Origin of the sequence: Actinoallomurus sp. CA-150999 (assembly GCF_050942425.1) — a bacterium.
Lineage (GTDB): Bacteria > Actinomycetota > Actinomycetes > Streptosporangiales > Streptosporangiaceae > Actinoallomurus.
In genome coordinates this window covers 3,187,441-3,207,661 of record NZ_CP192063.1, presented here as the reverse complement: position 1 = coordinate 3,207,661, position 20,221 = coordinate 3,187,441, and the positions used below count along the sequence as shown (strand labels likewise).

General features: G+C 69.6%; 21 protein-coding genes and 1 riboswitch. Of the genes, 7 read left to right on the top strand and 14 right to left on the bottom strand.

Features of this window, described 5'->3' with window-relative positions; all coding sequences use genetic code 11:
• Window positions 1-163: 163 nt before the first annotated feature.
• The 4 genes from ACQP2O_RS15245 to ACQP2O_RS15230 all read right to left on the bottom strand — a co-directional run bounded on the left by ACQP2O_RS15245 (window position 164) and on the right by ACQP2O_RS15230 (window position 4,072).
• Window positions 164-1,141 (bottom strand): NlpC/P60 family protein, encoded by a 978-nt coding sequence (locus tag ACQP2O_RS15245; RefSeq protein WP_433184610.1) that lies wholly within the window; start codon window positions 1,139-1,141, stop codon window positions 164-166.
• 34 nt (window positions 1,142-1,175) lie between these two features.
• A complete protein-coding gene (locus tag ACQP2O_RS15240) occupies window positions 1,176-2,183 on the bottom strand; it encodes an NlpC/P60 family protein (RefSeq protein ID WP_433184607.1) in 1,008 nt (335 codons plus the stop codon).
• Window positions 2,184-2,240: 57 nt separating this feature from the next.
• A riboswitch (cyclic di-AMP (ydaO/yuaA leader) is annotated at window positions 2,241-2,372 on the bottom strand.
• A 185-nt stretch (window positions 2,373-2,557) separates the two neighbouring features.
• A complete protein-coding gene (locus ACQP2O_RS15235) occupies window positions 2,558-2,749 on the bottom strand; it encodes a hypothetical protein (RefSeq protein ID WP_433184604.1) in 192 nt (63 codons plus the stop codon).
• A 78-nt stretch (window positions 2,750-2,827) separates the two neighbouring features.
• Window positions 2,828-4,072 (bottom strand): NYN domain-containing protein, encoded by a 1,245-nt coding sequence (locus ACQP2O_RS15230; RefSeq protein WP_433184601.1) that lies wholly within the window; start codon window positions 4,070-4,072, stop codon window positions 2,828-2,830.
• A gap of 269 nt (window positions 4,073-4,341) precedes the next feature.
• Between ACQP2O_RS15230 and ACQP2O_RS15225 the strand changes: the two genes are divergently transcribed.
• The 3 genes from ACQP2O_RS15225 to ACQP2O_RS15215 all read left to right on the top strand — a co-directional run bounded on the left by ACQP2O_RS15225 (window position 4,342) and on the right by ACQP2O_RS15215 (window position 7,354).
• The gene (locus tag ACQP2O_RS15225) at window positions 4,342-6,093 is read left to right on the top strand and encodes a DEDD exonuclease domain-containing protein (protein ID WP_433184599.1); all 1,752 of its coding nucleotides are present in this window, start codon (window positions 4,342-4,344) and stop codon (window positions 6,091-6,093) included.
• An 8-nt stretch (window positions 6,094-6,101) separates the two neighbouring features.
• Window positions 6,102-6,851, top strand: coding sequence for a rhomboid family intramembrane serine protease (locus tag ACQP2O_RS15220; protein ID WP_433184596.1), 750 nt, complete (start codon window positions 6,102-6,104; stop codon window positions 6,849-6,851).
• Between the two features lie 215 nt (window positions 6,852-7,066).
• Window positions 7,067-7,354 (top strand): Lrp/AsnC family transcriptional regulator, encoded by a 288-nt coding sequence (locus ACQP2O_RS15215; protein ID WP_433184593.1) that lies wholly within the window; start codon window positions 7,067-7,069, stop codon window positions 7,352-7,354.
• Between the two features lie 193 nt (window positions 7,355-7,547).
• Here the strand turns inward: ACQP2O_RS15215 and qcrB are convergent, their stop codons facing one another.
• Genes qcrB through ctaE form a run of 4 tightly spaced genes read right to left on the bottom strand, consistent with a single transcriptional unit; the run spans window position 7,548 to window position 11,832 of the window.
• Complete coding sequence (gene qcrB, locus ACQP2O_RS15210; protein ID WP_433184590.1) at window positions 7,548-9,200, bottom strand: cytochrome bc1 complex cytochrome b subunit; 1,653 nt, start codon at window positions 9,198-9,200, stop codon at window positions 7,548-7,550.
• Between the two features lie 49 nt (window positions 9,201-9,249).
• Window positions 9,250-10,347 carry a cytochrome bc1 complex Rieske iron-sulfur subunit gene (gene qcrA / locus ACQP2O_RS15205; RefSeq protein ID WP_433184588.1) on the bottom strand — a complete coding sequence of 366 codons (1,098 nt, stop codon included), beginning with the start codon at window positions 10,345-10,347 and terminating at the stop codon, window positions 9,250-9,252.
• Window positions 10,340-11,152, bottom strand: a complete 813-nt coding sequence (gene qcrC / locus ACQP2O_RS15200; protein WP_433184585.1) for a cytochrome bc1 complex diheme cytochrome c subunit — start codon at window positions 11,150-11,152, stop codon at window positions 10,340-10,342. The genes qcrA and qcrC overlap by 8 nt, the downstream gene beginning before the upstream one ends.
• Before the next feature lie 20 nt (window positions 11,153-11,172).
• Window positions 11,173-11,832, bottom strand: coding sequence for an aa3-type cytochrome oxidase subunit III (ctaE, locus tag ACQP2O_RS15195; protein WP_433184583.1), 660 nt, complete (start codon window positions 11,830-11,832; stop codon window positions 11,173-11,175).
• Window positions 11,833-11,996: 164 nt separating this feature from the next.
• Between ctaE and ACQP2O_RS15190 the strand changes: the two genes are divergently transcribed.
• Both ACQP2O_RS15190 and trpD read left to right on the top strand, forming a co-directional pair.
• Window positions 11,997-12,434, top strand: coding sequence for a hypothetical protein (locus ACQP2O_RS15190; RefSeq protein ID WP_433184580.1), 438 nt, complete (start codon window positions 11,997-11,999; stop codon window positions 12,432-12,434).
• Between the two features lie 24 nt (window positions 12,435-12,458).
• Window positions 12,459-13,511, top strand: a complete 1,053-nt coding sequence (gene trpD / locus ACQP2O_RS15185) for an anthranilate phosphoribosyltransferase (RefSeq protein ID WP_433184578.1) — start codon at window positions 12,459-12,461, stop codon at window positions 13,509-13,511.
• Window positions 13,512-13,654: 143 nt separating this feature from the next.
• Here the strand turns inward: trpD and ACQP2O_RS15180 are convergent, their stop codons facing one another.
• From ACQP2O_RS15180 to ctaC, 3 genes are read right to left on the bottom strand one after another with little or no spacing between them, the layout of a single operon-like run.
• Window positions 13,655-14,050, bottom strand: a complete 396-nt coding sequence (locus ACQP2O_RS15180; RefSeq protein WP_433184576.1) for a cytochrome c oxidase subunit 4 — start codon at window positions 14,048-14,050, stop codon at window positions 13,655-13,657.
• A gap of 1 nt (window position 14,051) precedes the next feature.
• Window positions 14,052-15,728: an aa3-type cytochrome oxidase subunit I gene (ctaD, locus tag ACQP2O_RS15175; protein WP_433184573.1), complete on the bottom strand. Its 1,677-nt coding sequence runs from the start codon at window positions 15,726-15,728 to the stop codon at window positions 14,052-14,054.
• On the bottom strand, window positions 15,725-16,528 hold the full coding sequence (gene ctaC, locus ACQP2O_RS15170; RefSeq protein WP_433184570.1) for an aa3-type cytochrome oxidase subunit II: 804 nt from the start codon (window positions 16,526-16,528) through the stop codon (window positions 15,725-15,727). Before ctaC ends, ctaD begins: the two co-directional genes overlap by 4 nt.
• A gap of 153 nt (window positions 16,529-16,681) precedes the next feature.
• Here ctaC and ACQP2O_RS15165 point away from each other — a divergent pair, with 153 nt between their 5' ends.
• Together ACQP2O_RS15165 and ACQP2O_RS15160 are read left to right on the top strand one after the other, a co-directional pair.
• The gene (locus ACQP2O_RS15165; RefSeq protein WP_433184567.1) at window positions 16,682-17,818 is read left to right on the top strand and encodes a cysteine desulfurase family protein; all 1,137 of its coding nucleotides are present in this window, start codon (window positions 16,682-16,684) and stop codon (window positions 17,816-17,818) included.
• 88 nt (window positions 17,819-17,906) lie between these two features.
• Window positions 17,907-18,134 (top strand): sulfurtransferase TusA family protein, encoded by a 228-nt coding sequence (locus tag ACQP2O_RS15160; protein ID WP_433184564.1) that lies wholly within the window; start codon window positions 17,907-17,909, stop codon window positions 18,132-18,134.
• A gap of 94 nt (window positions 18,135-18,228) precedes the next feature.
• Here ACQP2O_RS15160 and ACQP2O_RS15155 read toward each other — a convergent pair whose 3' ends face one another.
• The 3 genes from ACQP2O_RS15155 to ACQP2O_RS15145 all read right to left on the bottom strand — a co-directional run bounded on the left by ACQP2O_RS15155 (window position 18,229) and on the right by ACQP2O_RS15145 (window position 20,216).
• Window positions 18,229-18,780 carry a DUF3995 domain-containing protein gene (locus ACQP2O_RS15155; RefSeq protein WP_433184561.1) on the bottom strand — a complete coding sequence of 184 codons (552 nt, stop codon included), beginning with the start codon at window positions 18,778-18,780 and terminating at the stop codon, window positions 18,229-18,231.
• On the bottom strand, window positions 18,777-19,058 hold the full coding sequence (locus ACQP2O_RS15150) for a DUF6191 domain-containing protein (protein WP_433184558.1): 282 nt from the start codon (window positions 19,056-19,058) through the stop codon (window positions 18,777-18,779). The genes ACQP2O_RS15155 and ACQP2O_RS15150 overlap by 4 nt, the downstream gene beginning before the upstream one ends.
• A 192-nt stretch (window positions 19,059-19,250) precedes the next feature.
• Window positions 19,251-20,216, bottom strand: coding sequence for a carbohydrate kinase family protein (locus ACQP2O_RS15145; protein ID WP_433184555.1), 966 nt, complete (start codon window positions 20,214-20,216; stop codon window positions 19,251-19,253).
• Between the last annotated feature and the right edge of the window lie 5 nt (window positions 20,217-20,221).

Genomic DNA, 20,221 nt, shown 5'->3' with positions numbered 1-20,221 from the left:
CGCTTCCGGTCGAGCGGCGCATGGCGTGTGCCGCAGGTGACACCCCGCACCGTGGATCGGTGCGGAAGATCGCGATGACGTTGCAGGCGGGCCGGATGCTCTCCGTGCCCCGGGAGTCTCCGCCCGGCCCGCCCTCGTCCGCTGTTCAGTTGCCCGGCGGTCCTCAGAGCAGCCGGCCGCCGCCGACCCAGGTGGAGCTGTACCAGGCGTCGCTCAGGTTGGAGATCTTCACGACGTCGCCGGTGTGCGGGGCGTGGAGGAACTTGCCGTTGCCGACGTAGATCCCCATGTGCCCGAGGTCGTGGAAGAAGACCAGGTCGCCGGGCTGCAGGTCCGCCTTGGACACCCGCTTGCTGGCGTCGTACTGGTCCGGCACCCAGTGGTTGAGCTTGATACCGACCTTGGCGAACGCCACCATCGTGATCCCGGAGCAGTCCCAGACGTTCGGGCCCGCGCCGCCGAAGACGTACGACTTGCCGAGCTGGGCGCAGGCGAACTTCAGGACGATCTCCGCCTTGCCCGTGGCCAGGATCGAGCAGTTCTCCGTGGAACTGCCCGGGTCGATGTTGCCGCCGAGCTTGTGGATCAGCGCCAGCTGCTTCCTGACGGCCGCGTCGGCCTGCGACTTCTGCTGCTCGAGCTGGGTCTTCTTCGACTTGAGCTGCTGAGCCGCCTGTACGCGCAGCGCCTGCTCGCGCTCGAGCCGCTGGGCGGAGGCGAGGTACTGCTGGAACTCCGCCGTGCGGTTGTGCGCGATCTGCGTGAACGCCGACATCTGCGACAGCACGGCGTCCGGGTCCTTCGAGCCGAGCAGCTGGGGGATCGAGCCGTTGTCCCCGGTCTTGTACGCGTCGACGGCCAGCTGGGCGACCCGCAGCCGCAGCGCCTGGAACGTCTTGCGCTCCGCCTGCACCGACTTGGAGAGGGCGTTGACCCGCCCCTGGGCGGCCTTGTAGTCCGCCTTCGTCTTGTTGTACTGGTTGCCCAGCTGGTCGACCTGGTCGTTGAGCTTCGCGAGCGACTTCTTCGCCGCGCTCAGCGAGTTGCCCGGGTCGGCGTGCGCCGGAACGGCGGGCAGGGACAGCCCGGCGACGGCGATGAACCCGGCGGTCGTCACGGACCAGCGCGCGGTTCTGGACATGATCGTACGCTCCTTGGCCATGGTGATCGTGTCCTTAGAGCGCGCCCGCGCCGACGTAGTGCGAGCTGTACCAGGGGTTGCTCAGGCTGTCGATCTTCACGTACGACCCGGTGTGCGGCGAGTGGATGAACTTGCCGCCGCCGACGTAGATGCCGACGTGCCCGAGATTGTCGAAGAACACCAGGTCGCCGGGCGACAGGTTGGCCCGCGAGACCCGGCTGGTCGCGTTGTACTGGTCGGGGACGACGCGCGGGATGCTCACCCCGGCCTCCGCGTAAGCCTTCATCGTGAAACCGGAGCAGTCGTAGCGCGGGCCGTTGCCGCCGTAGAGGTACGGGGTTCCGCACTTGCTGTAGGCCCACACCAGCACGGTGCGCGCCTTGCCGGTCGCCGACCCCGTGTAGCCGCCGCCACAGTTGCTCGGCATCGGACCGCTGTCGTCACCGCTGCCGGTGCCGGCCGCAGGGCCCAGCTTCTTGATCAGGGCCTTCTGCTGCGCGATCGTCTTCTCGATGTTCTTCTTCTGGACGAGAGCGGCGTTCTTCTTCTGCGCCAGATCGGTCGCGGCCTGCTTGGCCTGCGACTCCTGCCGCTGCAGCAGCTGCGCGACGTTCAGGAACTGGGTGAGCTCGGTGGAGCGGTTCTTCGACACCTGCGCGAACGCCGACATCTGGTCGAGGACGGCCTGCGGGTCCTTGGCCGACACCAGAGTGGGGATGTCCGCGTCGTTCGAACCGCTCTTGTACGCCGACGCGGCCATCTGCGCGACGCGGACCCTCAGGTCCGCCCAGGACTGCCGCTGCTGCTTGACCGAGGCGTTCAGCGCCTTGAGTCGCTTGTCGGCCGCCTGCCACTGGGACTTGGCCTTGTTGTAGACGTTGTCCTGCTGGTCGGCCTGTGAGTTCAGCTTGGTCAGCTTGGCCTTCGCCTCGCTCAGCGTCTGCTTCGGCTTCGCCTCCGCCGTGCCGGCGGGCAAAACCAGGGCCGCTGAGGCGGCGATGCACAGGGTGGCCAGGAGGCGACCGCCGATGCCGCCGCTCACCGACCATCCGACGGCTGAGTCGTCGGCACTGCGCTGTGTTGCCACGATTGCGGCACGCCCCTCTCCCACTGACCGCCTACCGGGTTAGCTGACGGATTCGGGCGTGGAAGGCGCCCTACGGAGCGTGTGGCGCTCCGATTCACCCCGGAAACCTGGTTCCCCGGCTCGTCGTGCCGGTGAGAGGCTGGGGCCCGAACTGCGGGCGACCTCACCGAACGTGACGACTCGGCGGTGGCCGTCGCCGTCGCCTGGGGGGCGACGAACCAGCGAACGGCTCAGCGCGTGAGACTAGTCAAGTCTCACGCTGGTAACAACCGCTTCTCCTGGAATTCCAGCAATTCATATCATTCACGCAACAGTGTGCGCGCGAATCGTCACGATGCGCGGTCGACGGAGATCGTCATCCGCAGGGGCGGGACGAGCCCCTCGGCGGCGAGAACTCGCAGCGCCCGACGTTCCAGCGGCCCGATCTCGAGGCCGGACGCCGGGATCAGCGGCATGGCGGAAACGACGCAATCGTCGCAGCCGACGTTGCGTACCTCACACTTCTCACAGTCGATGAGCACGAATTCCTCCTCGTGTCTTCGTCATGACGAGACGTTAAGAGGCCCCACCGACAAAAGTGCCGGGCGCGGTTTCGGCCGTCAGGTGCGGCCGAGGCGGCGCAGGAGGAGGGACGAGGGGGCCGGCCGGGCGTCGGCCCGCCGGGCGGAGTCGCAGACCTCCTGGTCGGAGGAGATGACCACGACGGCGCGCCCGCTGGGCTCCGCGCGTACGAGCTGGGCGATGAGCTCGTCGGCGGTCTGGCCCGGCGCGCTGAACAGCACGCGCACGCCGCGGGGCGCCTGGACGGCGACCGGGGCGTTCAGCTCCGCGCCGTCGAACACGCACGTCACCTCCGCCTTGGTCTGGGCGTGCAGCACGCCCAGGCCCGACACCAGGCGGGTCCGCTGGTCGGCCAGTGGCAGGTCGCCGTAGCCGGTCTTGGTGACGTTGTATCCGTCGACGATGAGGTGGACCTGCGGGAGGGTGAGCAGCTGGTCGAGGAGTGCGGGGTCGCTGTCGGCGAGGGCGCGGCCGGGCAGCGTGCGGTGCCCGGGGCGGGTCGGCGTGATGCCCCCGACGCTGTCGGCGGGCCGGGTGATGCCGGGGGGCAGCGCGATCTCGTCGCGGAGGCCCTTGGCGGCGTCGGTGAGGGCGTCCAGGAGGACCCGCAGCCGGGCCTCGTCGACGTTGCGGCCCTCCCGGGCGGCGCGCCGGGCGTTCTCCGCGGACGACTCGGCGTGGGACAGGCGGTTGCGCAGCCGGCGCAGCTCGGCCTCGGCGGTGGCCGCCGCGACCGACGCGGCGGTGCGCTCCTCGCCGAGACGGCTATCGAGGTCCTCCGCGCGCGCGTGCTCGCGTTTGGCCTTGCCCCGTGCCTCGTGCAGGCGTTTGCGGAGCTCGGCGTTCTCGCCGCGGAGGTCGCGCAGCTCCGAGCGGAGCCGGTCGGTCTCCTCGGAGCGGGTGGCCTTCGCGGCGGCGATCTGCTCGCGCAGCTCGGCCACCTGCCGGATGACCTTTGCCTCCTCGGCCGCCGTCGCCGACTGCTCGAGATCGCGGCGCGCGGTGTCCACCCGCTCGGTCCAGCCTGCCGGGCGGAGCAGGTAGGCGAGGGCGGCGACGGTGACGGGGTCGGCGGCCGGCGGCACCGTCCCCGCCAGGATCGCCTCGCCCAGCACGGGCTCGCTCTCCCGTACGACGTCGGCGACGCGCTCGCGGAAGGTGTCGTCGTCCTCGAGCTGGGTGGCGATCAGGGTGGCGGCGAGCCGGGCGCGGCGGCGCGGCTCGAAGCGGGCGACGCGCCGGAGCGGTGGGGGGATCTCGTCGGGCCGGAGCGCGCCGATCACGTCGGCCGCGGCCTCGACGACGCGCTGCCGGACCGCTTCGGGGAGCGGCTGATCGAGGTGTTCGCCCGGGCCGGTGTCGATGATCTACTCCTCACGAGTCGAGCGGATGGGGCTGGTGCGGGACGCGTGCACCGGGCTCCGTGTCGCCGTCGCTGCCCAGCGTAGACGCCTTGGCGACCTTCGGTCCGCAATCCCCTCGACGAATACCCCGCAGTATCCGGCACCGGTCCGGCGCGGGGTTTGTCGGTCGCCGCGCGTACGGTGCCGCCATGGCCTCCGTCGGTCCTGCCGTGCAGGGCACCCTCGATGACCTCGGCACCCCGTTGGCCGGCGTCACCTTCGTCGTCGTCGACCTCGAGACCACCGGGGGCTCGGCCAAGGAGGACGCGGTCACCGAGATCGGCGCGGTCAAGGTGTGCGGCGGCGAGGTCGTCGGCGAGTTCGCCACGCTGGTGGACCCGGGGATGCCGATCCCCCCGTTCATCTCGGTGATCACCGGCATCACGCAGCAGATGGTGGTGGCCGCTCCCCCGATCGGCGAGGTCCTGCCCTCGTTCCTGGAGTTCGCCAGGGGCGCCGTGCTGGTCGCGCACAACGCGCCGTTCGACATCGGCTTCCTGAAGGCCGCCTGCGCCGCGCAGGAGCGGCCCTGGCCGGCGCCGGCGGTCGTGGACACCGCCGACCTCGCACGCCGCCTCCTCACCCGCGACGAGGTCCCCAACTGCAAGCTCGCCACCCTCTCCCGCTTCTTCCGGACCGCCGTCGAGCCCTGCCACCGCGCGCTCAGAGACGCGCAGGCCACCGTCGACGTCCTGCACGGGCTGCTGGAGCGCGCCGGCGCGTTCGGCGTCGACACCCTGGAGGAGCTGACCGGGTTCACCCGCGCGCCGACGCCCGAGCAGCGCAGCAAGCGCCACCTGGCCGACGGCGTGCCCGCCGCGCCCGGCGTCTACCTCTTCGAGGACGCCCGCGGCGAGGTGCTGTACGTCGGCAAGAGCGGCCGGCTGCGCAGCCGCGTCACCTCGTACTTCACCGCGTCGGAGACCCGCCGCCACGTCCGCGAGATGATCGGGATCGCCGACCGGGTCCGGACCATCGTGTGCGCCAGCCCGCTCGAGGCGGAGGTCCGCGAGCTCCGGCTCATCGCGGCGCACAAGCCGCGCTACAACCGGCGGTCGCGCCACCCGGAGCGGGCGGTCTGGCTGAAGCTCACCGCCGAGGCGTTCTCCCGGCTGTCGATCGTCCGGGAGGTGCGCGACGACGGCGCCACCTACCTCGGCCCGTTCGGCAGCGTCCGGACGGCCGAGGAGGCGCGCGCCGCGGTGCACGACGCCGTGCCCCTCCGTCAGTGCACCCAGCGGCTCACCCTGCGCCTCATCGAGAGCGGCCGCGCCGCCACCTGCGCGCTGGGCGAGCTCGGGCGCTGCGGGGCACCGTGTGAGGGCCGCCAGCCTCCGGAGGAGTACGCCCGGCACGCGTCCCTCGCCCGCACGATCCTGGAGGGCGACGTCCGGCCGGTCGTCGCCGCCGCGCGGGCCCGCATCGACCGGCTCTCCGCCGAGCAGCGCTACGAGGAGGCCGCCGTCCAGCGCGACCGACTGGCCGCCTTCGTCCGCGGCGCCGCCCGCTGCCAGCGCCTGTCGGCCCTGGCCGGGCTCGCGCAGCTGGTCGTGGCCCGCCCGGCCTTCGACGGCGGCTGGGAGCTGCACGTCGTCCGCCACGGCCGGCTCGCGGCCGCCGGCACCGTCCCGCCGAACGCCCACCCCGTCCCGTACGTCGAGGCGCTCGTCGCCACGGCCGAGACCGTCCGTCCCGGCATCGGGGCGACCCCACGGGCCTCCGCCGAGGAGATGGAGTGCGTCCTGCGCTGGCTGGACTCCCCGGGCGTGCGCCTGGTCGAGGTCGACGGCACGTGGACCTGCCCGCCCCACGGTGCCGAAAGCGTCCGCCGGTGGATCGAAAATGCCGTTCAGGGCGCCGATTCCCGTAAGGTTGACCGCGCCGGTCGGCCGATGCGATAGGAGCAGGTGTGGCGCTGCCGCTGTACGACAACCAGCCGACGCGGCGCGCGCCCCTGGTCACCTACTTCCTGATCGCCGCCAACGTCGTCGTCTTCCTGCTCTCCCCGATCGCCTCGATCGGGCACCACGACGAGAGCGCGGAGCAGCGCAAGTGCGCGCAGGTGACGTTCCTGCTGAAGTACGGCGCGGTCCCGAACGAACTGCTCTCCGAGCGGCAGAACCCGGTGCCGGAGGAGGTGGCCGCCGCCTGCCACCCGAAGCCGTACCACAAGCGGCCGTGGCTGTCGGCGCTGTCGTCGATGTTCCTGCACGGCGGCGTCGCCCACATCCTCGGCAACATGGTCTACCTGTTCATCTTCGGCGCGGCGACCGAGGACCGGCTCGGACGGCTCCGGTTCCTGGTCTTCTATCTCCTCGTCGGCTACATCGCGGCGTACGGCTTCGCGATCACCTACCCCGACTCGTACACCCCGCTCGTCGGGGCGTCCGGCGCCATCGCCGGGGTGCTCGGCTCGCACCTGGTGCTCTACCCCCGGTCGCGGACGATCGCGCTGATCCTGTCGATCTTCCCGTTCCGGCTGCCCTCGTGGGCGCTGCTCGCCCAGTTCTTCGTGTTCCAGTGGCTCAGCCTCGGCGACAGCCAGAGCCAGACCGCGTACGTCGCGCACATCTACGGCTTCGTCGCCGGAATGATCGTCGGCCTGCTCGTGCGGCGCGGCACCGTCGCCCGCAAGTCGGCCGCCCTGAGCTGGCAGTGAAACCCTGCTAGATGACGCTCGCTCCGCGAGCGCGGTTCGCGGCGCCCAACGCGCCGTCCTCCCTCGTCCGGTCGCCGCTCCCTGCGCTCCTCAGTCCAGACGACGCCCGCCGCTCACGCTCCAGGACGCGCGCCCGCGAACGGGCGTCGGAGGGCCTCTACTAGTCTTGCCTCGGGCGACCCGACGCCGCGCGCAACCACCGCAGGAGGCATTCCGTGATCACCGCCATCGTGCTCATCAAGGCCGACGTCTCGCGCATCCCGGAGGTCGCCGAGACCATCGCCGGGCTCGACGGAGTGAGCGAGGTCTACTCCGTGACCGGCGAGTTCGACCTGGTCGCGCTCGTGCGGGTGCGCCAGTACGAGCAGATCGCGGACGTCATCCCCGGCGCCCTCAACAAGGTCTCCGGCGTGACGCACACCGAGACCCACATCGCCTTCCGCACGTACTCCCAGCACGACCTGGAGGCCGCCTTCGCGCTCGGCCTGCCCGACTCGGACTGACCGCCTCCTCGGCGCCGACGCCCGCCCTTGGCGACGTCCGGCGGATCTCCGGCCGGCCGCGCGGCTCGCTACGAACAAGATCCACCGGACACCCCCTCAGCGGAACGGTCCGCCCCTGCGGTGCGGGCCCGAGACGCGAATCGGCCCGCCACCCGGATCCGGGTGGCGGGCCGATCACGTGGGACGGCGACCGTCAGTGGCGGCTGATCGCCTTGCTGTCGCCGGACTCGACCTCTTCGTCGTGGTGCGAGCTCCCGTCGTCGTGACCCTCGTCGTGGCCGTTGACGGACACCTCGTCCTCGGTGAGGGCGCGGTTGAGGCCCTTGCGCAGCCTGCCCAGCGGGCTGCGCGCCGACGGCGCCGGGACGCCGTTCTCGTCCTCTTCCTCCAGCTTCAGCTCGGGCAGCGGGACCTTGCCGGTGAGGACGGCCCGCTGCTCTTCGCCGGCCGGCTCGTGCACCTCGATGAACTCGCCGCTCGGGAGCCGCTTGATGATGCCGGACTCCACCCCGTGGTGCGCGATGTCCGCGTCCTTGCGCTGCAGACCCAGGCAGAGCCGCTTGGTGACGAAGAACGCGAGGGCGGGCCCGACGAAGACCGCGACCCGGAAGAACCACGTCGTCGCGTACAGGGACACGTGGAACTTGTCGGCGAGGACGTCGTTGCCGCCGCCCAGCCACAGCAGCCCGTAGAACGTGACCGCGGTCATGCCCACGGCCGTACGGAACGGGGCGTTGCGCGGACGGTCGGCGATGTGGTGGATCCGCTTGTCACCGGTCGCCCATTGCTCGATGAACGGCCACAGCGCCGCGCCGGTCATGATCAGGCCCAGCGGCACGAGCGCGGGAACGAGGACGTTCCACGAGACCGTGTGACCCCACAGGTTGGTCTCCCAGTTGGGCATGATGCGCAGCGCGCCCTCGAGGAAGCCCATGTAGAAGTCCGGCTGTGAGCCCGCCGTGATCGAGTCGGGCGTGTACGGACCGAACAGCCAGATCGGGTTGATCTGGGCGAACGTCCCGAGCAGCGCGATGACCGCGAAGGTGAACATGAAGAAGGCACCGGCCTTGATCATGAACACCGGGTAGAACGGCTTGCCGACGACGCTCTTCTCCTCGCGGTTCTTACCGGGGAACTGCGTGTGCCCCTGGTGCCACAGGATCATGAAGTGCGCGCCGACCAGCGCCAGCAGGATGCCGGGGATCAGCAGCACGTGCACCGTGTAGAGACGCGGGATGAAGTCGTGGCCCGGGAAGTCGCCGCCGAACGCGAAGTAGAACAGGTACGTGCCGACCAGCGGGATCGACTGCATGACGCCCTGGGTGATCCGCAGACCCGTGCCGGACAGCAGGTCGTCCGGCAGCGAGTAGCCGAACAGACCCTCCAGCAGGGCGAGGGTGAACAGACCCAGGCCGATCAGCCAGTTGACCTCACGCGGCTTGCGGTACGCACCGGTGAAGAAGACGCGCAGCATGTGCACCGTGAGCGAGGCCACGAACATGACCGCGGCCCAGTGGTGGATCTGCCGCATGAGCAGACCGCCGCGCACGTCGAAGCTGATGTTCAGCGTCGAGCTGTACGCCTCGCTCATCTTGACGCCGTACAGCTTCATGTAGTGACCCTGGTACACGACCTCCGACATGCTGGGCTTGAACCACAGCGTCAGGAACGTGCCGGTCGCCAGCAGGATGATGAAGGAGTAGAGCGCGATCTCCCCCAGCATGAACGACCAGTGGTCAGGGAAGACCTTCTTCATCTTGCCGCGGAGGAATCCCACGGTGCCGAAGCGCTCGTCGAGCCAGCCGATCGGGGCGTCGACCGCCTGCGGGGGTGCTTGTGTCGTCATTGGTCGCTCACCGATCCTCGCTCACCGAGTCGGTCGCAGATGAGTGTTGTCATGCCTTGGGCCTTCCCCGCTCCCAGAAGCTGGGTCCGACCGGCTCGTGGAAGTCACTCGTCGCGATCAGATAGCCCTCGGAGTCGACGCCGATGGGCAGCTGCGGCAGCGGCCGGGCCGCCGGGCCGAAGATCACCTTCGCGGCGTCGAGCGCGTCGAAGGTCGACTGGTGACACGGGCACAGGATGTGGTGCGTCGTCTGCTCGTACAGCGCGGCCGGGCAGCCGACGTGCGTGCAGATCTTGGAGTAGGCGATGATCCCGCCGACGTTCCAGTTCTCCCGGCCCTTCTTGACCTTGAGCTGGTCCTCCGGAACGTTGATCAGCACGACCGTGGCCTTGGCCAGCTCGTCGAGAGTGGGCTCGCCGTCCGGGTGATCCTTGTCCTTGGGGACTTCCGGGATGACGGTGATGATGCCGCCCGGCGAGTTGAAGTCGGACGGCTTCAGCGGCTGGCCGGTGCCGTCGACGATGAGCCGGGTGCCCTTCTTCCACACGGTGTGGCGGAGCTTCTTCTCCGGGAGCGGGCCCAGGTCGCGCAGCAGGATCAGCGGCAGCAGGCCGAGCGGGGCGGAGGCCAGCAGTAGGGAGCGCCGGAGAAGCGGCCGCTTGGTGAGGCCGCTCTCCTCGGTGCCCTCCATGAAGTACTTGTTGAAGACCTGCCGGTCCTCCTGTGGGGAGGACAGCTCGTGCCGCTCCTGGATGATCTCCTTGGTCGTCATCAGGTGACGGACCCAGATCGTCATGCCGACCGCGAGACCGAGGAAGATCACCGTCAGCGCGGTGCCCAGCGCGTAGTTCGAGTGCATCGCGCGGTCGATGTCGTCGTTGCCGACGTGGCCCGGCCAGACGGCGTAGAAGACGATGAACGCGATGCCCGCGAGGAACGTCAGCGTGAAGAAGAACGCGGCCGCGCGCTCGGCCTTGCGCGCCTTGACCGGGTCGAGCTCGTACTGGTCGTGGCCGCTCTCCCCGCCCTTCTCCGCAGACGGCAGCAGGTCATGGTTCTGCACCTGCGGCGGCGTGCCGATGACGCGCTTGGGCGTCCGCTCCTCCTCTTCGGAGGGCGCGCCGTGAGTGTCGTTGGTATCAGACATTGTTCTTCTTCTTGGGCTTCCTGGCGGTGATCCACATGGCCGCGATGATGATCAGTCCGAGTCCGACCAGCCAGCCGACGAGGCCTTCGGCCACCGGGCCGACGCGGCCGAGGCCGTTGCCGCCCGGGTTCGGCTCGCTACGGGTCTGGGTGACGTACGCGATGACGGCGCGCTTCTGCTCGGGCGTCAGCGTCGTGTCGTTGAAGACCGGCATCGCCTGCGGACCGGTGAGCATGGCCTCGTAGATCTGCTGGGGCGTCGCCTTGTCCAGCGGCGGAGCGTACTTGCCTCCGGTCAGCGCGCCGCCCGAGCCGGCGAAGTTGTGACACTGCGCGCAGTTGGCCCGGAAGAGCCTCCCGCCCATGGCCGCGTCGCCGGTGTCCGGGTTGACCTGGTCCTTCGACGGGACCGCGGGGCCGCCGCCGAGAGAGGCGATGTACGCGGCGAGCTGCCGCGTCTGCTCCTCGTTGAAGACCGGCTTCTTGCGCGGAATCTGCGCGCCGAGGTTCATGGCCGGCATGCGCCCGGTGCTGACCTGGAAGTCGACCGAGGCCGCGCCGACGCCGAGAAGGCTGGGCGCGTTCTTCGTGCCCTCGGCGTTCGCGCCGTGGCAGCTCGAGCAGGCCTGGTTGAACAGCTGCTTGCCCTTGGCCGCGTCCTGGTCCGACGCCGCGGCGGCGGCCGCCTGTGCCCGGTCAGAGTTCGGCGAAACACCGGCGTAGGCGACGCCGATGATCGCGAGCGCGGCCAGCACAACGGCGTAGCCCGCCCACGGGCGCCGTCGCCATGCGGTGATCCATTTCACGAAAGATCCCTCGTTCTGGGTCAGGTGAAGATCTTGTCGATCCCGTAGATGGTGAAGAACAGCCCCACCCAGACCGCATCGACAAAGTGCCAGTAGTAGGACACGACGATGGCGCTCGTCGCCTGCTCATGTGTCCAGCGCTTCGCGGCGTACGTGCGTCCAAGCATGAAGATGAACGCGATCAGTCCACCGGTCACGTGCAGGCCGTGAAAGCCCGTCGTCAGGTAGAAGACCGAGCCGTACGCGCTGCTGGAGATCGTCGTGCCCTCGTGAATGAGAGTGCGGTACTCATTCAGCTGGCCGGCCACGAAGACCGCGCCCATCAGGAAGGACAGGACGTACCACTCGCGCAGGCCCCACCGCTTGAGGTTGAAGAGCGACCCCAGGCGCCTGACCTGCCCGCGCTCCGCGGCGAACACGCCCATCTGGCAGGTCACACTGGACATCAGCAGGATGAAGGTGTTGGCCGAGGCGTACGGGATGTCCAAGTGGGCTTGGGGCCACGGGCCGCCGTCCCCCTTGGTCACCGACCGAATCGTGAAGTACATCGCGAACAGCGCCGCGAAGAACATGAGCTCAGACGACAGCCACACGATCGTGCCCACGCTTACGAGGTTGGGCCGGTTGGCGTGGGACCGGGGTGCCGTTTCTGTCGCGGTTGCTGTTGCCACGGGCAGCATTATTGCGGCACCTGTCGGTGCTCCGTGCAGGACCCCCCTGTGGAGGCGATTCCGCTCCTCACGAGGCGCATCCGGGCACGCCAGGGCGGGCGGCCCGACTCGCGGTGTCATCTCCCGGTAGCATCGGCTCGTATCCCGCGACCACGTCACCCATGGATGAGCCGATGAGCACCGAAGAGACCATGAAGGTCCTCGTATACAGCGACGACGCGAACACCCGCAATGAGGTCATGCTCGCGATCGGCCGCCGTCCCGCGCCCGGCCTGCCGAAGGTCGAGTTCGTCGAGGTCGCGACCGAGCCCGCGGTGTTCGTCCACCTCGACCGGGGCGACATCGACGTGGTGATCCTCGACGGTGAGGCGCGCCCGGCCGGCGGCATGGGCATCGCCCGGCAGGCCAAGGACGAGATCTACCACTGCCCGCCGATCATGGTGATCATCGCCCGCCGCGACGACGGCTGGCTGGCGACCTGGTCCCGCGCCGAGGCCGTGGCGAGCCAGCCGATCGACCCGGTCGCGCTCGCCGAGGGCGTCGCCGACCTGATGCGCCGCCGCCTCGAGGGGCACGTCGGCGACTCCGACCCCCGCCTGTCCCTCCAGTAGCCGTCCATCCCCGAAGGGGCACCCATGGACCCGCGTACGACGTGGCCCGCGCTGCTCAACGCGCTGATCGACGGAGAGTCGCTGTCGTCGGACGAGACCGCCTGGGCGATGAACGAGATCATGTCGGGCCAGGCGACCGACGTGCAGATCGCCGGCTTCGCCGTGGCGCTGCGCGCCAAGGGCGAGACCGTCGCCGAGGTCGCCGGGCTCGCCGAGGGCATGCTCGCGCACGCACGGCCGATCACCATCCCGGGGCCGGCGGTCGACCTCGTCGGCACGGGCGGTGACCGGGCTCACACCGTCAACGTCTCCACGATGGGTGCGATCGTCGCGGCGTCCGCGGGCGCGCGCATGGTCAAGCACGGCAACCGCGCCGCGTCCTCCTCCTGTGGAGCGGCCGACCTCCTCGAGGAGCTCGGCGTCGTCATCGACCTGCCCCCGGAGGCGACGGCGAAGGTCGCGGACGAGGTCGGCATCACGTTCTGCTTCGCGCCGCTCTACCACTCCGCGCTGAAGTACGCCTCCAAGACCCGGGGCGAGCTGCGGGTTCCAACCGTCTTCAACTTCCTCGGGCCGCTCACCAATCCCGCGCGTCCCTCCGCTCAGGCGGTCGGGGTCTTCCACCCGCGCATGGCGGGGATCATGGCCGGGGTGTTCGCCGAGCGGGGCTGCTCGTCGCTGGTGTTCCGCGGTGACGACGGGCTCGACGAGCTGACGACCACGTCGACGTCGATCATCTGGGTGGTCCGCGAGGGCACCGCCACCGAGACCGTCTTCGACCCGGCCGACCTCGGCATCCCCCGCGCCACCCCCGACGACCTGCGCGGCGCGGACGCCGCCCACAACGCCCGGGTGGCCCACGCGGTGCTGGGCGGCGAGCACGGGCCCGTACGCGACATCGTGGCTCTGAACGCCGCTGCGGCGCTCGTGGCCGCGGAGGGCACCCCACCGGCGGACGCGCTGACCGCGACGCTCGCCGACGCGTACGCACGCGCCCTGCAGGCGATCGACTCCGGGGCGGCCACCGCTCTGCTGGACCGCTGGATCGCCGCCACGCAGCGCCAGGCGCGTTCCTGACGAATCCCCCGTCCGGCTGCGCGGCGCCTCGCCTGTCGCCGCGTCCAGGCGATTTTGGCCACGCCCTGGCCGCCTGACCCCCTCTACGGCCGAAGGCCGGCACCGCAGACGCGGTGCCGGCCTTCCGTGCGTACGGGGGCTGCTCAGTGCGAGAAGTGGCCCCGGTAGTACTCGAAGACGAACCCGATCGCGGCGAGCACGACCCCGAGCATGCCGATCATCAGCAGCCACCAGCCGAACACGGCGCCGAGAGCGGCGGTCGCGGCGGCGAGCGCCGTGAACAGCGGCCACCAGCTGTGCGGGCTGAAGAAGCCCAGCTCGCCGGCGCCCTCGGCGATCTCCGCCTCCTTGTCGTCCTCCGGTCGCGGGTCGATCCGCCGGCCGGTGAACAGCAGGTAGAAGCCGGTCAGCCCGGCCAGCCCGATGGTCAGGGCCAGGGCCGTCGTACCGGTCGGGTCGTGCGACCACAGCCAGTAGATGACGTCCATGATCGCGAAGAACAGGGCGCAGAAGACGAACAGGTAACCCTCGATCTTCATGTCAGTCCTCCGCCCCGGCGGCGGTGGTCACCGCGGGCTTTTCCTGGTGCGGGTAGTGCAGGTCGAACGCCGGCCGCTCGGAGCGGATCCTCGGGATCGACGTGAAGTTGTGCCGCGGCGGCGGGCAGGAGGTCGCCCACTCCAACGAGGCGCCGAAGCCCCACGGGTCGTCGACGTCGACCCGCTTGCCGCTCCTGGCGGTGATGAAGACGTTCCACAGGAACGGGATCATCGACACGGCGAGGATGAACGCGCCGATCGTCGAGACGACGTTCAGCGAGGTGAACTGCTTGGCGTAGTCCGGGACCCGGCGCTGCATGCCCTCCGCGCCCAGCCAGTGCTGGACCAGGAAGGTGGTGTGGAAGCCGATGAACAGCAGCCAGAAGTGGATCTTGCCCAGCGTCTCGTTGAGCATCTTCCCCGTCATCTTGGGCCACCAGAAGTAGAAGCCCGCGAACATGGCGAACACCACGGTGCCGAACAGCACGTAGTGGAAGTGCGCGACGACGAAGTAGGAGTCGTTGAGCTGGAAGTCCAGCGGCGGCGAGGCCAGGATGATGCCGGTCAGACCGCCGAACAGGAACGTCACCAGGAAGCCGAGCGACCAGAGCATCGGCGTCTCGAACGTCAGATGGCCGCGCCAGATCGTGCCGACCCAGTTGAAGAACTTCACGCCGGTCGGGACCGCGATCAGGAACGTCATGAACGAGAAGAACGGCAGGAGCACCTGGCCGGTGGGGAACATGTGGTGCGCCCACACCGTCACGGACAGGCCCGCGATCGCGATCGTGGCGCCGACCAGGCCGACGTAGCCGAAGACCGGCTTGCGGCTGAAGACCGGCAGGATCTCGGTGATGATGCCGAAGAACGGCAACGCGACGATGTACACCTCGGGATGGCCGAAGAACCAGAACAGGTGCTGCCAGAGCATCGCACCGCCGGTGGCCGGGTCGAAGACGTGCGCACCGAGCTTACGGTCGGCCTCCAGGGCCAGCAGCGCGGCGGCCAGCACCGGGAAGGCCATCAGCACGAGGACCGAGGTCAGCAGGATGTTCCACGTGAAGATCGGCATCCGGAACATCGTCATGCCCGGCGCCCGCATGCAGAAGATCGTGGTGATGAAGTTGACGCCACCGAGGATCGTGCCGAGGCCGGAGAGCGTCAGACCCATGATCCACAGGTCGCCGCCGACCTCCGGGGACCGGACGATGTCCGAGAGCGGCGTGTAGGCGTACCAGCCGAAGCTCGCGGCGCCGCCCGGCGTGAGGAACCCGATGAGCGTGATGCTGCTGCCGAACAGGAAGAAGTAGAAGCTCAGCATGTTCATGCGCGGGAACGCCACGTCCGGCGACCCGATCTGCAGCGGCATGATCACGTTGCCGAAGCCGATGAACAGCGGCGTCGCGAACATGAGCAGCATGATCGTGCCGTGCATGGTGAACAGCTGGTTGAACTGCTCGGCGCTCATGATCTGCAGGCCCGGCTTGGCGAGCTCGCTACGCATGAGCAGCGCCATGATGCCGCCGATGCCGAAGAACACGAACGACGTGATCAGGTACATGTACCCGATCACCTTGTGGTCCGTGGAGGAGAGCCACGACACGAGGACGCGGCCCTTGCTCGGCCGCGGCCGGAAGGCCGGGGCGGAGGGGGTGGAATGAGTGATGGTGGTGGTCACTGAGCGCTCCCGCTCGCCTGGTGGCTCGAGATGAACTGCTGGAACTCCTGCGGCGAGACGATCTTCACCTGGAAGAGCATCCGACTGTGGTCGACACCGCAGAACTCAGCGCAGCGTCCCTCGAACGTTCCCGTCTTGGTCGGGGTCACCTCGAAGTCCTGACCGGTCTTGGCTCCGGGGAGGATGTCCCGCTTGAAGATGAACGAGGGTACCCAGAAGGAGTGGATGACGTCGGTCGAGACGAGGTGGAAACGCACCTTCTGTCCGACCGGGATCACGAGGACGGGCTTGTCGTTGCCGTCGGGGGACGTGGGCTGACCGACGATCGGCTTGGTGTGGTACTGCGGATAGTCGAACTGCCAGCTCCACTGGAAGGCGGTCACGTTCACCTGGGTGACCTGGCTCGTCGACGTGCTGCTGCTGACCTTGTTGAGATACGTCTCGTCGCGCGCGGTGAAGTAGAACAGCACCGCGATGATGATGAACGGCACGACGGTGTAGAGCATCTCGATCGGCAGGTTGTACCGCACCTGCGGCGGCAGCTGGTCGGAACGCTTGCGGTGGAACAGCACCGCCCAGATGATCAGCCCCCAGACCAGCGCACCCACGGCGAACGCCGCGATCCAGGACCCCTGCCACAGGGTCACGACGCGCTTGGCCTGCTCGGTCACCGGCGTCGGCAGGCCGAGACGCTTTTCCTGGTCGGAGCACGCCGTCGTGGCGAGCGCCAGCATCGAGAGCGCCGCAGCGCCCAGCAGGATGCGCCGACGCGGGCTCGGCGCTCCAGTGCGCGCGGGCATGTGCCGCTTCCTACGGCGGGTCGGACTCACGGATTGCCTTCCCACGATGAAGCCCGAATCACCGGGCGATCAGTTCGATGTTCACGCTTGTCGACCAAACATTAGCGTGAGGGTCGCGGACACCCATGTGGGACCCCCATTAGTGTCTGTTCCGTGGCCTACTTCGATGCGGCGTCCACCGAACCTCTGCATCCGGCGGCCCGGGAGGCCCTGATCACAGCCCTGGACGGCGGCTGGGCCGACCCGCAGCGGCTCTACGGCGACGCGCGGCGCGCGCGGCTCCTGCTCGACCAGGCGAGAGCCAGGATCGCCGTCGCGTTCGGCGTTCGTCCCGACGAGACGTTCTTCACCACCTCCGGCACCCAGGCGGTGCACCTGGCGATGCTCGGCGCCCTGTCGGCGCGCCGGCGGACCGGCCGGCACCTCGTCGTCAGCGCGGTCGAGCACTCCAGCGTGCTGCACACCGCCGCGCTGCACGAACGGGACGGCGGGAAGGTGACGACGGTCGGCGTCGACCGTACGGGGCGCGTCGACCCGGAGGAGTTCGCGGCGGCGCTGCGCCCGGACACGGCGCTGGCCTGCCTGCAGTCGGCCAACCACGAGGTCGGCACCGTCCAGCCCGTCGCCGAGGTGGCCGAGGCGTGCCGGGGGGCGCGGGTCCCGCTGTTCGTCGACGCCGCCCAGTCGGCCGGGCGCGTCGAGGTCCCCGCCGGCTGGTCGCTGCTGGCCGCCAGTGCGCACAAGTGGGGCGGTCCGCCGGGCGTCGGCGTGCTCATCGTCCGCAAGAACACCCGGTGGCGGTCGCCGCTGCCGGAGGACGAGCGGGAGGGCCGCCGGGTCCCCGGGTTCGAGAACGTCCCGGGCGCGGTGGCCGCCGCGGCGGCCCTGGAGGCGTACGCCGCCGAGATGGACCGCGACGGGCCCCGCCTGTCCGCGCTCGTCGACCGGATCCGCGAACGCGTGCCCCACCTCATCGAGGACGTCGAGGTCATCGGCGACCCCGTACACCGCCTTCCCCACCTGGTGACCTTCTCGTGCCTGTACGTCGAGGGCGAGGCGCTCCTGACCGAACTCGACCGACTCGGTTTCGCCGTTTCTTCCGGCAGTTCCTGTACGGCCGATACGCTGCGTCCCAGCCATGTTCTGGAGGCGATGGGGGTGATTACCCATGGGAACGTCCGGGTATCGCTCCCTCGCGGCACAAGCGCGACGGATGTCGACCGGTTTCTGGCGGTTCTGCCCGGCGCCGTGGCCCGCCTCCGCCGCACGGCAGGGGTGACCAGTCAGTGAATAGGGAGATCATGCGATGGGGCTGAGGCGCCGCCGGGCCGAGCGGGAGACCCCCCGGGAGGCGACCCCCCCGGCGTACCACGGACCCATGCCGGTCCTGACGATCGACGCGTTGGGCCGCAAGTGCCCGATCCCCATCATCATGCTGGCCGAGCGCATCCACGAGGTGCCGGTCGGCCAGATCATCGCCGTGCAGGCCGACGACGTCGCCGCGCGCACCGACGTGCCGGCCTGGTGCCGCATGAAGTCACAGGACTTCGTCCGCGAGGAGACACTCCCCCGCGGCTGGGCGTTCCACATACGCCGTACGTACTGAACACGTCGCCCCCGCGAGGCGCCGCGTCCGGCGGCACCCGGCGTACCGTCCGCCATGTCCTCGCGGCGCTCGCCCCGTTGGCGTCTCTCGGGCCTCAGGGCGCAGGCTCGGGCAGGTGCCGGGTCCCCGTCCGTGGCACGCCTTTTCGCTGGGTGAAGTGCCAGGCGGTGGCGATCCAGAGCGCTCCCCAGGTGAGGAAGAACGGGGACCAGAGCATGAGATCCCAATGGGCTAGATGGCGGGTCAACTCCGCATACCGGGCCGGCGGTGGGCGCAGACCGGTGAGAACGAGGGCATCACCGAGGAACCCGAAGCCGACCGGCCCGATCGACCGGATGATCATGAACACCCCGAGGGCCCAGGTCGTGAAGGCGATGAGTCTGCGGGGAAGACGGTCCCCCCAGGGGCTGACGGTGGCCAGCGCCAGCAGGACGCCGATGACCGCGGCGGCGAAGAGGATCCAGTGGCTCGCGACGAAGAGCGGGTCGCGGGCGAGGAGCCGCTCGCGCAGGTCGGGGCGGAGTGGGTCCTTGTCGGCCAGAGCCTTCGCGCCGAGAGCCTGGGCCAGTTTCATCAGCCCGTACGCCGCAGTGCAGACGCAGGCGCCGTAGGCGGCCCATCGCACCCGACCGTGTTCAGCGCTCATCGCTCCGGAGAGCCGCCTGGCCGGGTGATGAAGGCGACACCCTGATCGAGGTCGACCCGGTTGACGGGCGGCGCGCCGTCGCTGTCATCCTGGCGTAGGACGAGTTCGACCTGCCGGTGCTCCAGTTCAGTGCGTTTGCTGCCCTGGAAGGCCGCGGTGAACTCGTCGAACCCGGTCGCCGACAGAGGGGTTCCGGAGCGCCGGCGAAGCCATGGCAATATCCCACGGCCGGTGACTCTGACCCAGGCGCGTTCCAGCCCGGCGAGGGCGAGAAGCATGCACGCCAGAACCGGAAGAGCCGCTGCGTACGCCGTCAATGGTGAAACCCCCTGCAGATCGTCGACCGGGTCGTGGCGCGGAGATGTCGATCTCTACATGATCTTACCGAGCGATCCGCCTTGGGTCTTCGCGGCCGTGGCCGATCTGGGCGCTCGCTCCGCCGGGAGCCGAGCGAGCGCCTGCCACACGGCTCAGAGGTGCTCGGCGACCTCGCCGGCGGCGTCCTTGCCGTACGCGTCGGCGAAGCGCTCGACGAAGTGCTCGCCGTGCAGGGTGTACTCCTGGGGCCCGGCGACCTCCAGGGCGTGCGCGGCGAGGAGGTTGCCGGTCTGGGCGGCGCGCTCGAGGGACAGGCCCCAGGACAGCGCCGTGAGGAAGCCGGCGCGGAACGCGTCACCGACGCCCGTCGGCTCGACCTTCTTGACCTCGGGGGCCGCGTCGACGTGCAGGCTCGGCTCGCCGACACGGTCGATCCGGACGCCCTTCGGACCGAGCGTGGTCACGCGGACCCCGACGCGGGACAGGACCTCCTCGCTCGACCAGCCGGTCTTCTGCTCGCAGAGGGACTTCTCGTACTCGTTGGTGAACAGGTACGCGGCGCCGTCGATGAGCTCACGCACGTCGTCCATGCGGGCGAGCTGCTGCGAGGGGTCGGCCGCGAAGGGGATGCCGCGGGTCCGGCACTCCTCGGTGTGCCGGATCATTCCCTCGGGGTCGTCGGCCCCGATGAGGACCAGGTCGAGGCCGTCGACCCGGTCGGCGATCGGCTGCAGCTCGATCTGGCGGGCCTCGCTCATCGCGCCCGCGTAGAAGGACGCGATCTGGTTGTGGTCCAGGTCGGTCGTGCACAGGAAGCGCGCCGTGTGATGGAGCTCCGACACGTGCACCGACGACGTGTCGACGCCGTGCCGCTCCAGCCAGGAGCGATAGTCGGCGAAGTCGTCGCCCACCGCGCCGACGAGGATCGGGCGCTGGCCGAGGAGGCCCATGCCGTAGCAGATGTTGGCCGCGACGCCGCCGCGCCGGATGTCGAGCTCGTCCACGAGGAACGACAGGGAAACGGTGTGCAGCTGATCGGGGATGAGCTGGTCCGCGAATCGACCCGGGAAGCTCATCAGATGGTCGGTTGCGATGGAGCCGGCAACAGCGATGCGCACGACGT

Coding starts and splice junctions, on each gene's coding strand:
- ACQP2O_RS15245 (WP_433184610.1), bottom strand. CDS start 1,141: ATGTCCAGAACCGCGCGCTGGTCCGTGACGACCGCCGGGTTCATCGCC.
- ACQP2O_RS15225 (WP_433184599.1), top strand. CDS start 4,342: ATGGCCTCCGTCGGTCCTGCCGTGCAGGGCACCCTCGATGACCTCGGC.
- qcrB (WP_433184590.1), bottom strand. CDS start 9,200: ATGACGACACAAGCACCCCCGCAGGCGGTCGACGCCCCGATCGGCTGG.
- qcrA (WP_433184588.1), bottom strand. CDS start 10,347: ATGTCTGATACCAACGACACTCACGGCGCGCCCTCCGAAGAGGAGGAG.
- ctaE (WP_433184583.1), bottom strand. CDS start 11,832: ATGCTGCCCGTGGCAACAGCAACCGCGACAGAAACGGCACCCCGGTCC.
- ACQP2O_RS15190 (WP_433184580.1), top strand. CDS start 11,997: ATGAGCACCGAAGAGACCATGAAGGTCCTCGTATACAGCGACGACGCG.
- trpD (WP_433184578.1), top strand. CDS start 12,459: ATGGACCCGCGTACGACGTGGCCCGCGCTGCTCAACGCGCTGATCGAC.
- ACQP2O_RS15180 (WP_433184576.1), bottom strand. CDS start 14,050: ATGAAGATCGAGGGTTACCTGTTCGTCTTCTGCGCCCTGTTCTTCGCG.
- ctaC (WP_433184570.1), bottom strand. CDS start 16,528: ATGCCCGCGCGCACTGGAGCGCCGAGCCCGCGTCGGCGCATCCTGCTG.
- ACQP2O_RS15160 (WP_433184564.1), top strand. CDS start 17,907: ATGCCGGTCCTGACGATCGACGCGTTGGGCCGCAAGTGCCCGATCCCC.
- ACQP2O_RS15155 (WP_433184561.1), bottom strand. CDS start 18,780: ATGAGCGCTGAACACGGTCGGGTGCGATGGGCCGCCTACGGCGCCTGC.
- ACQP2O_RS15150 (WP_433184558.1), bottom strand. CDS start 19,058: ATGCTTCTCGCCCTCGCCGGGCTGGAACGCGCCTGGGTCAGAGTCACC.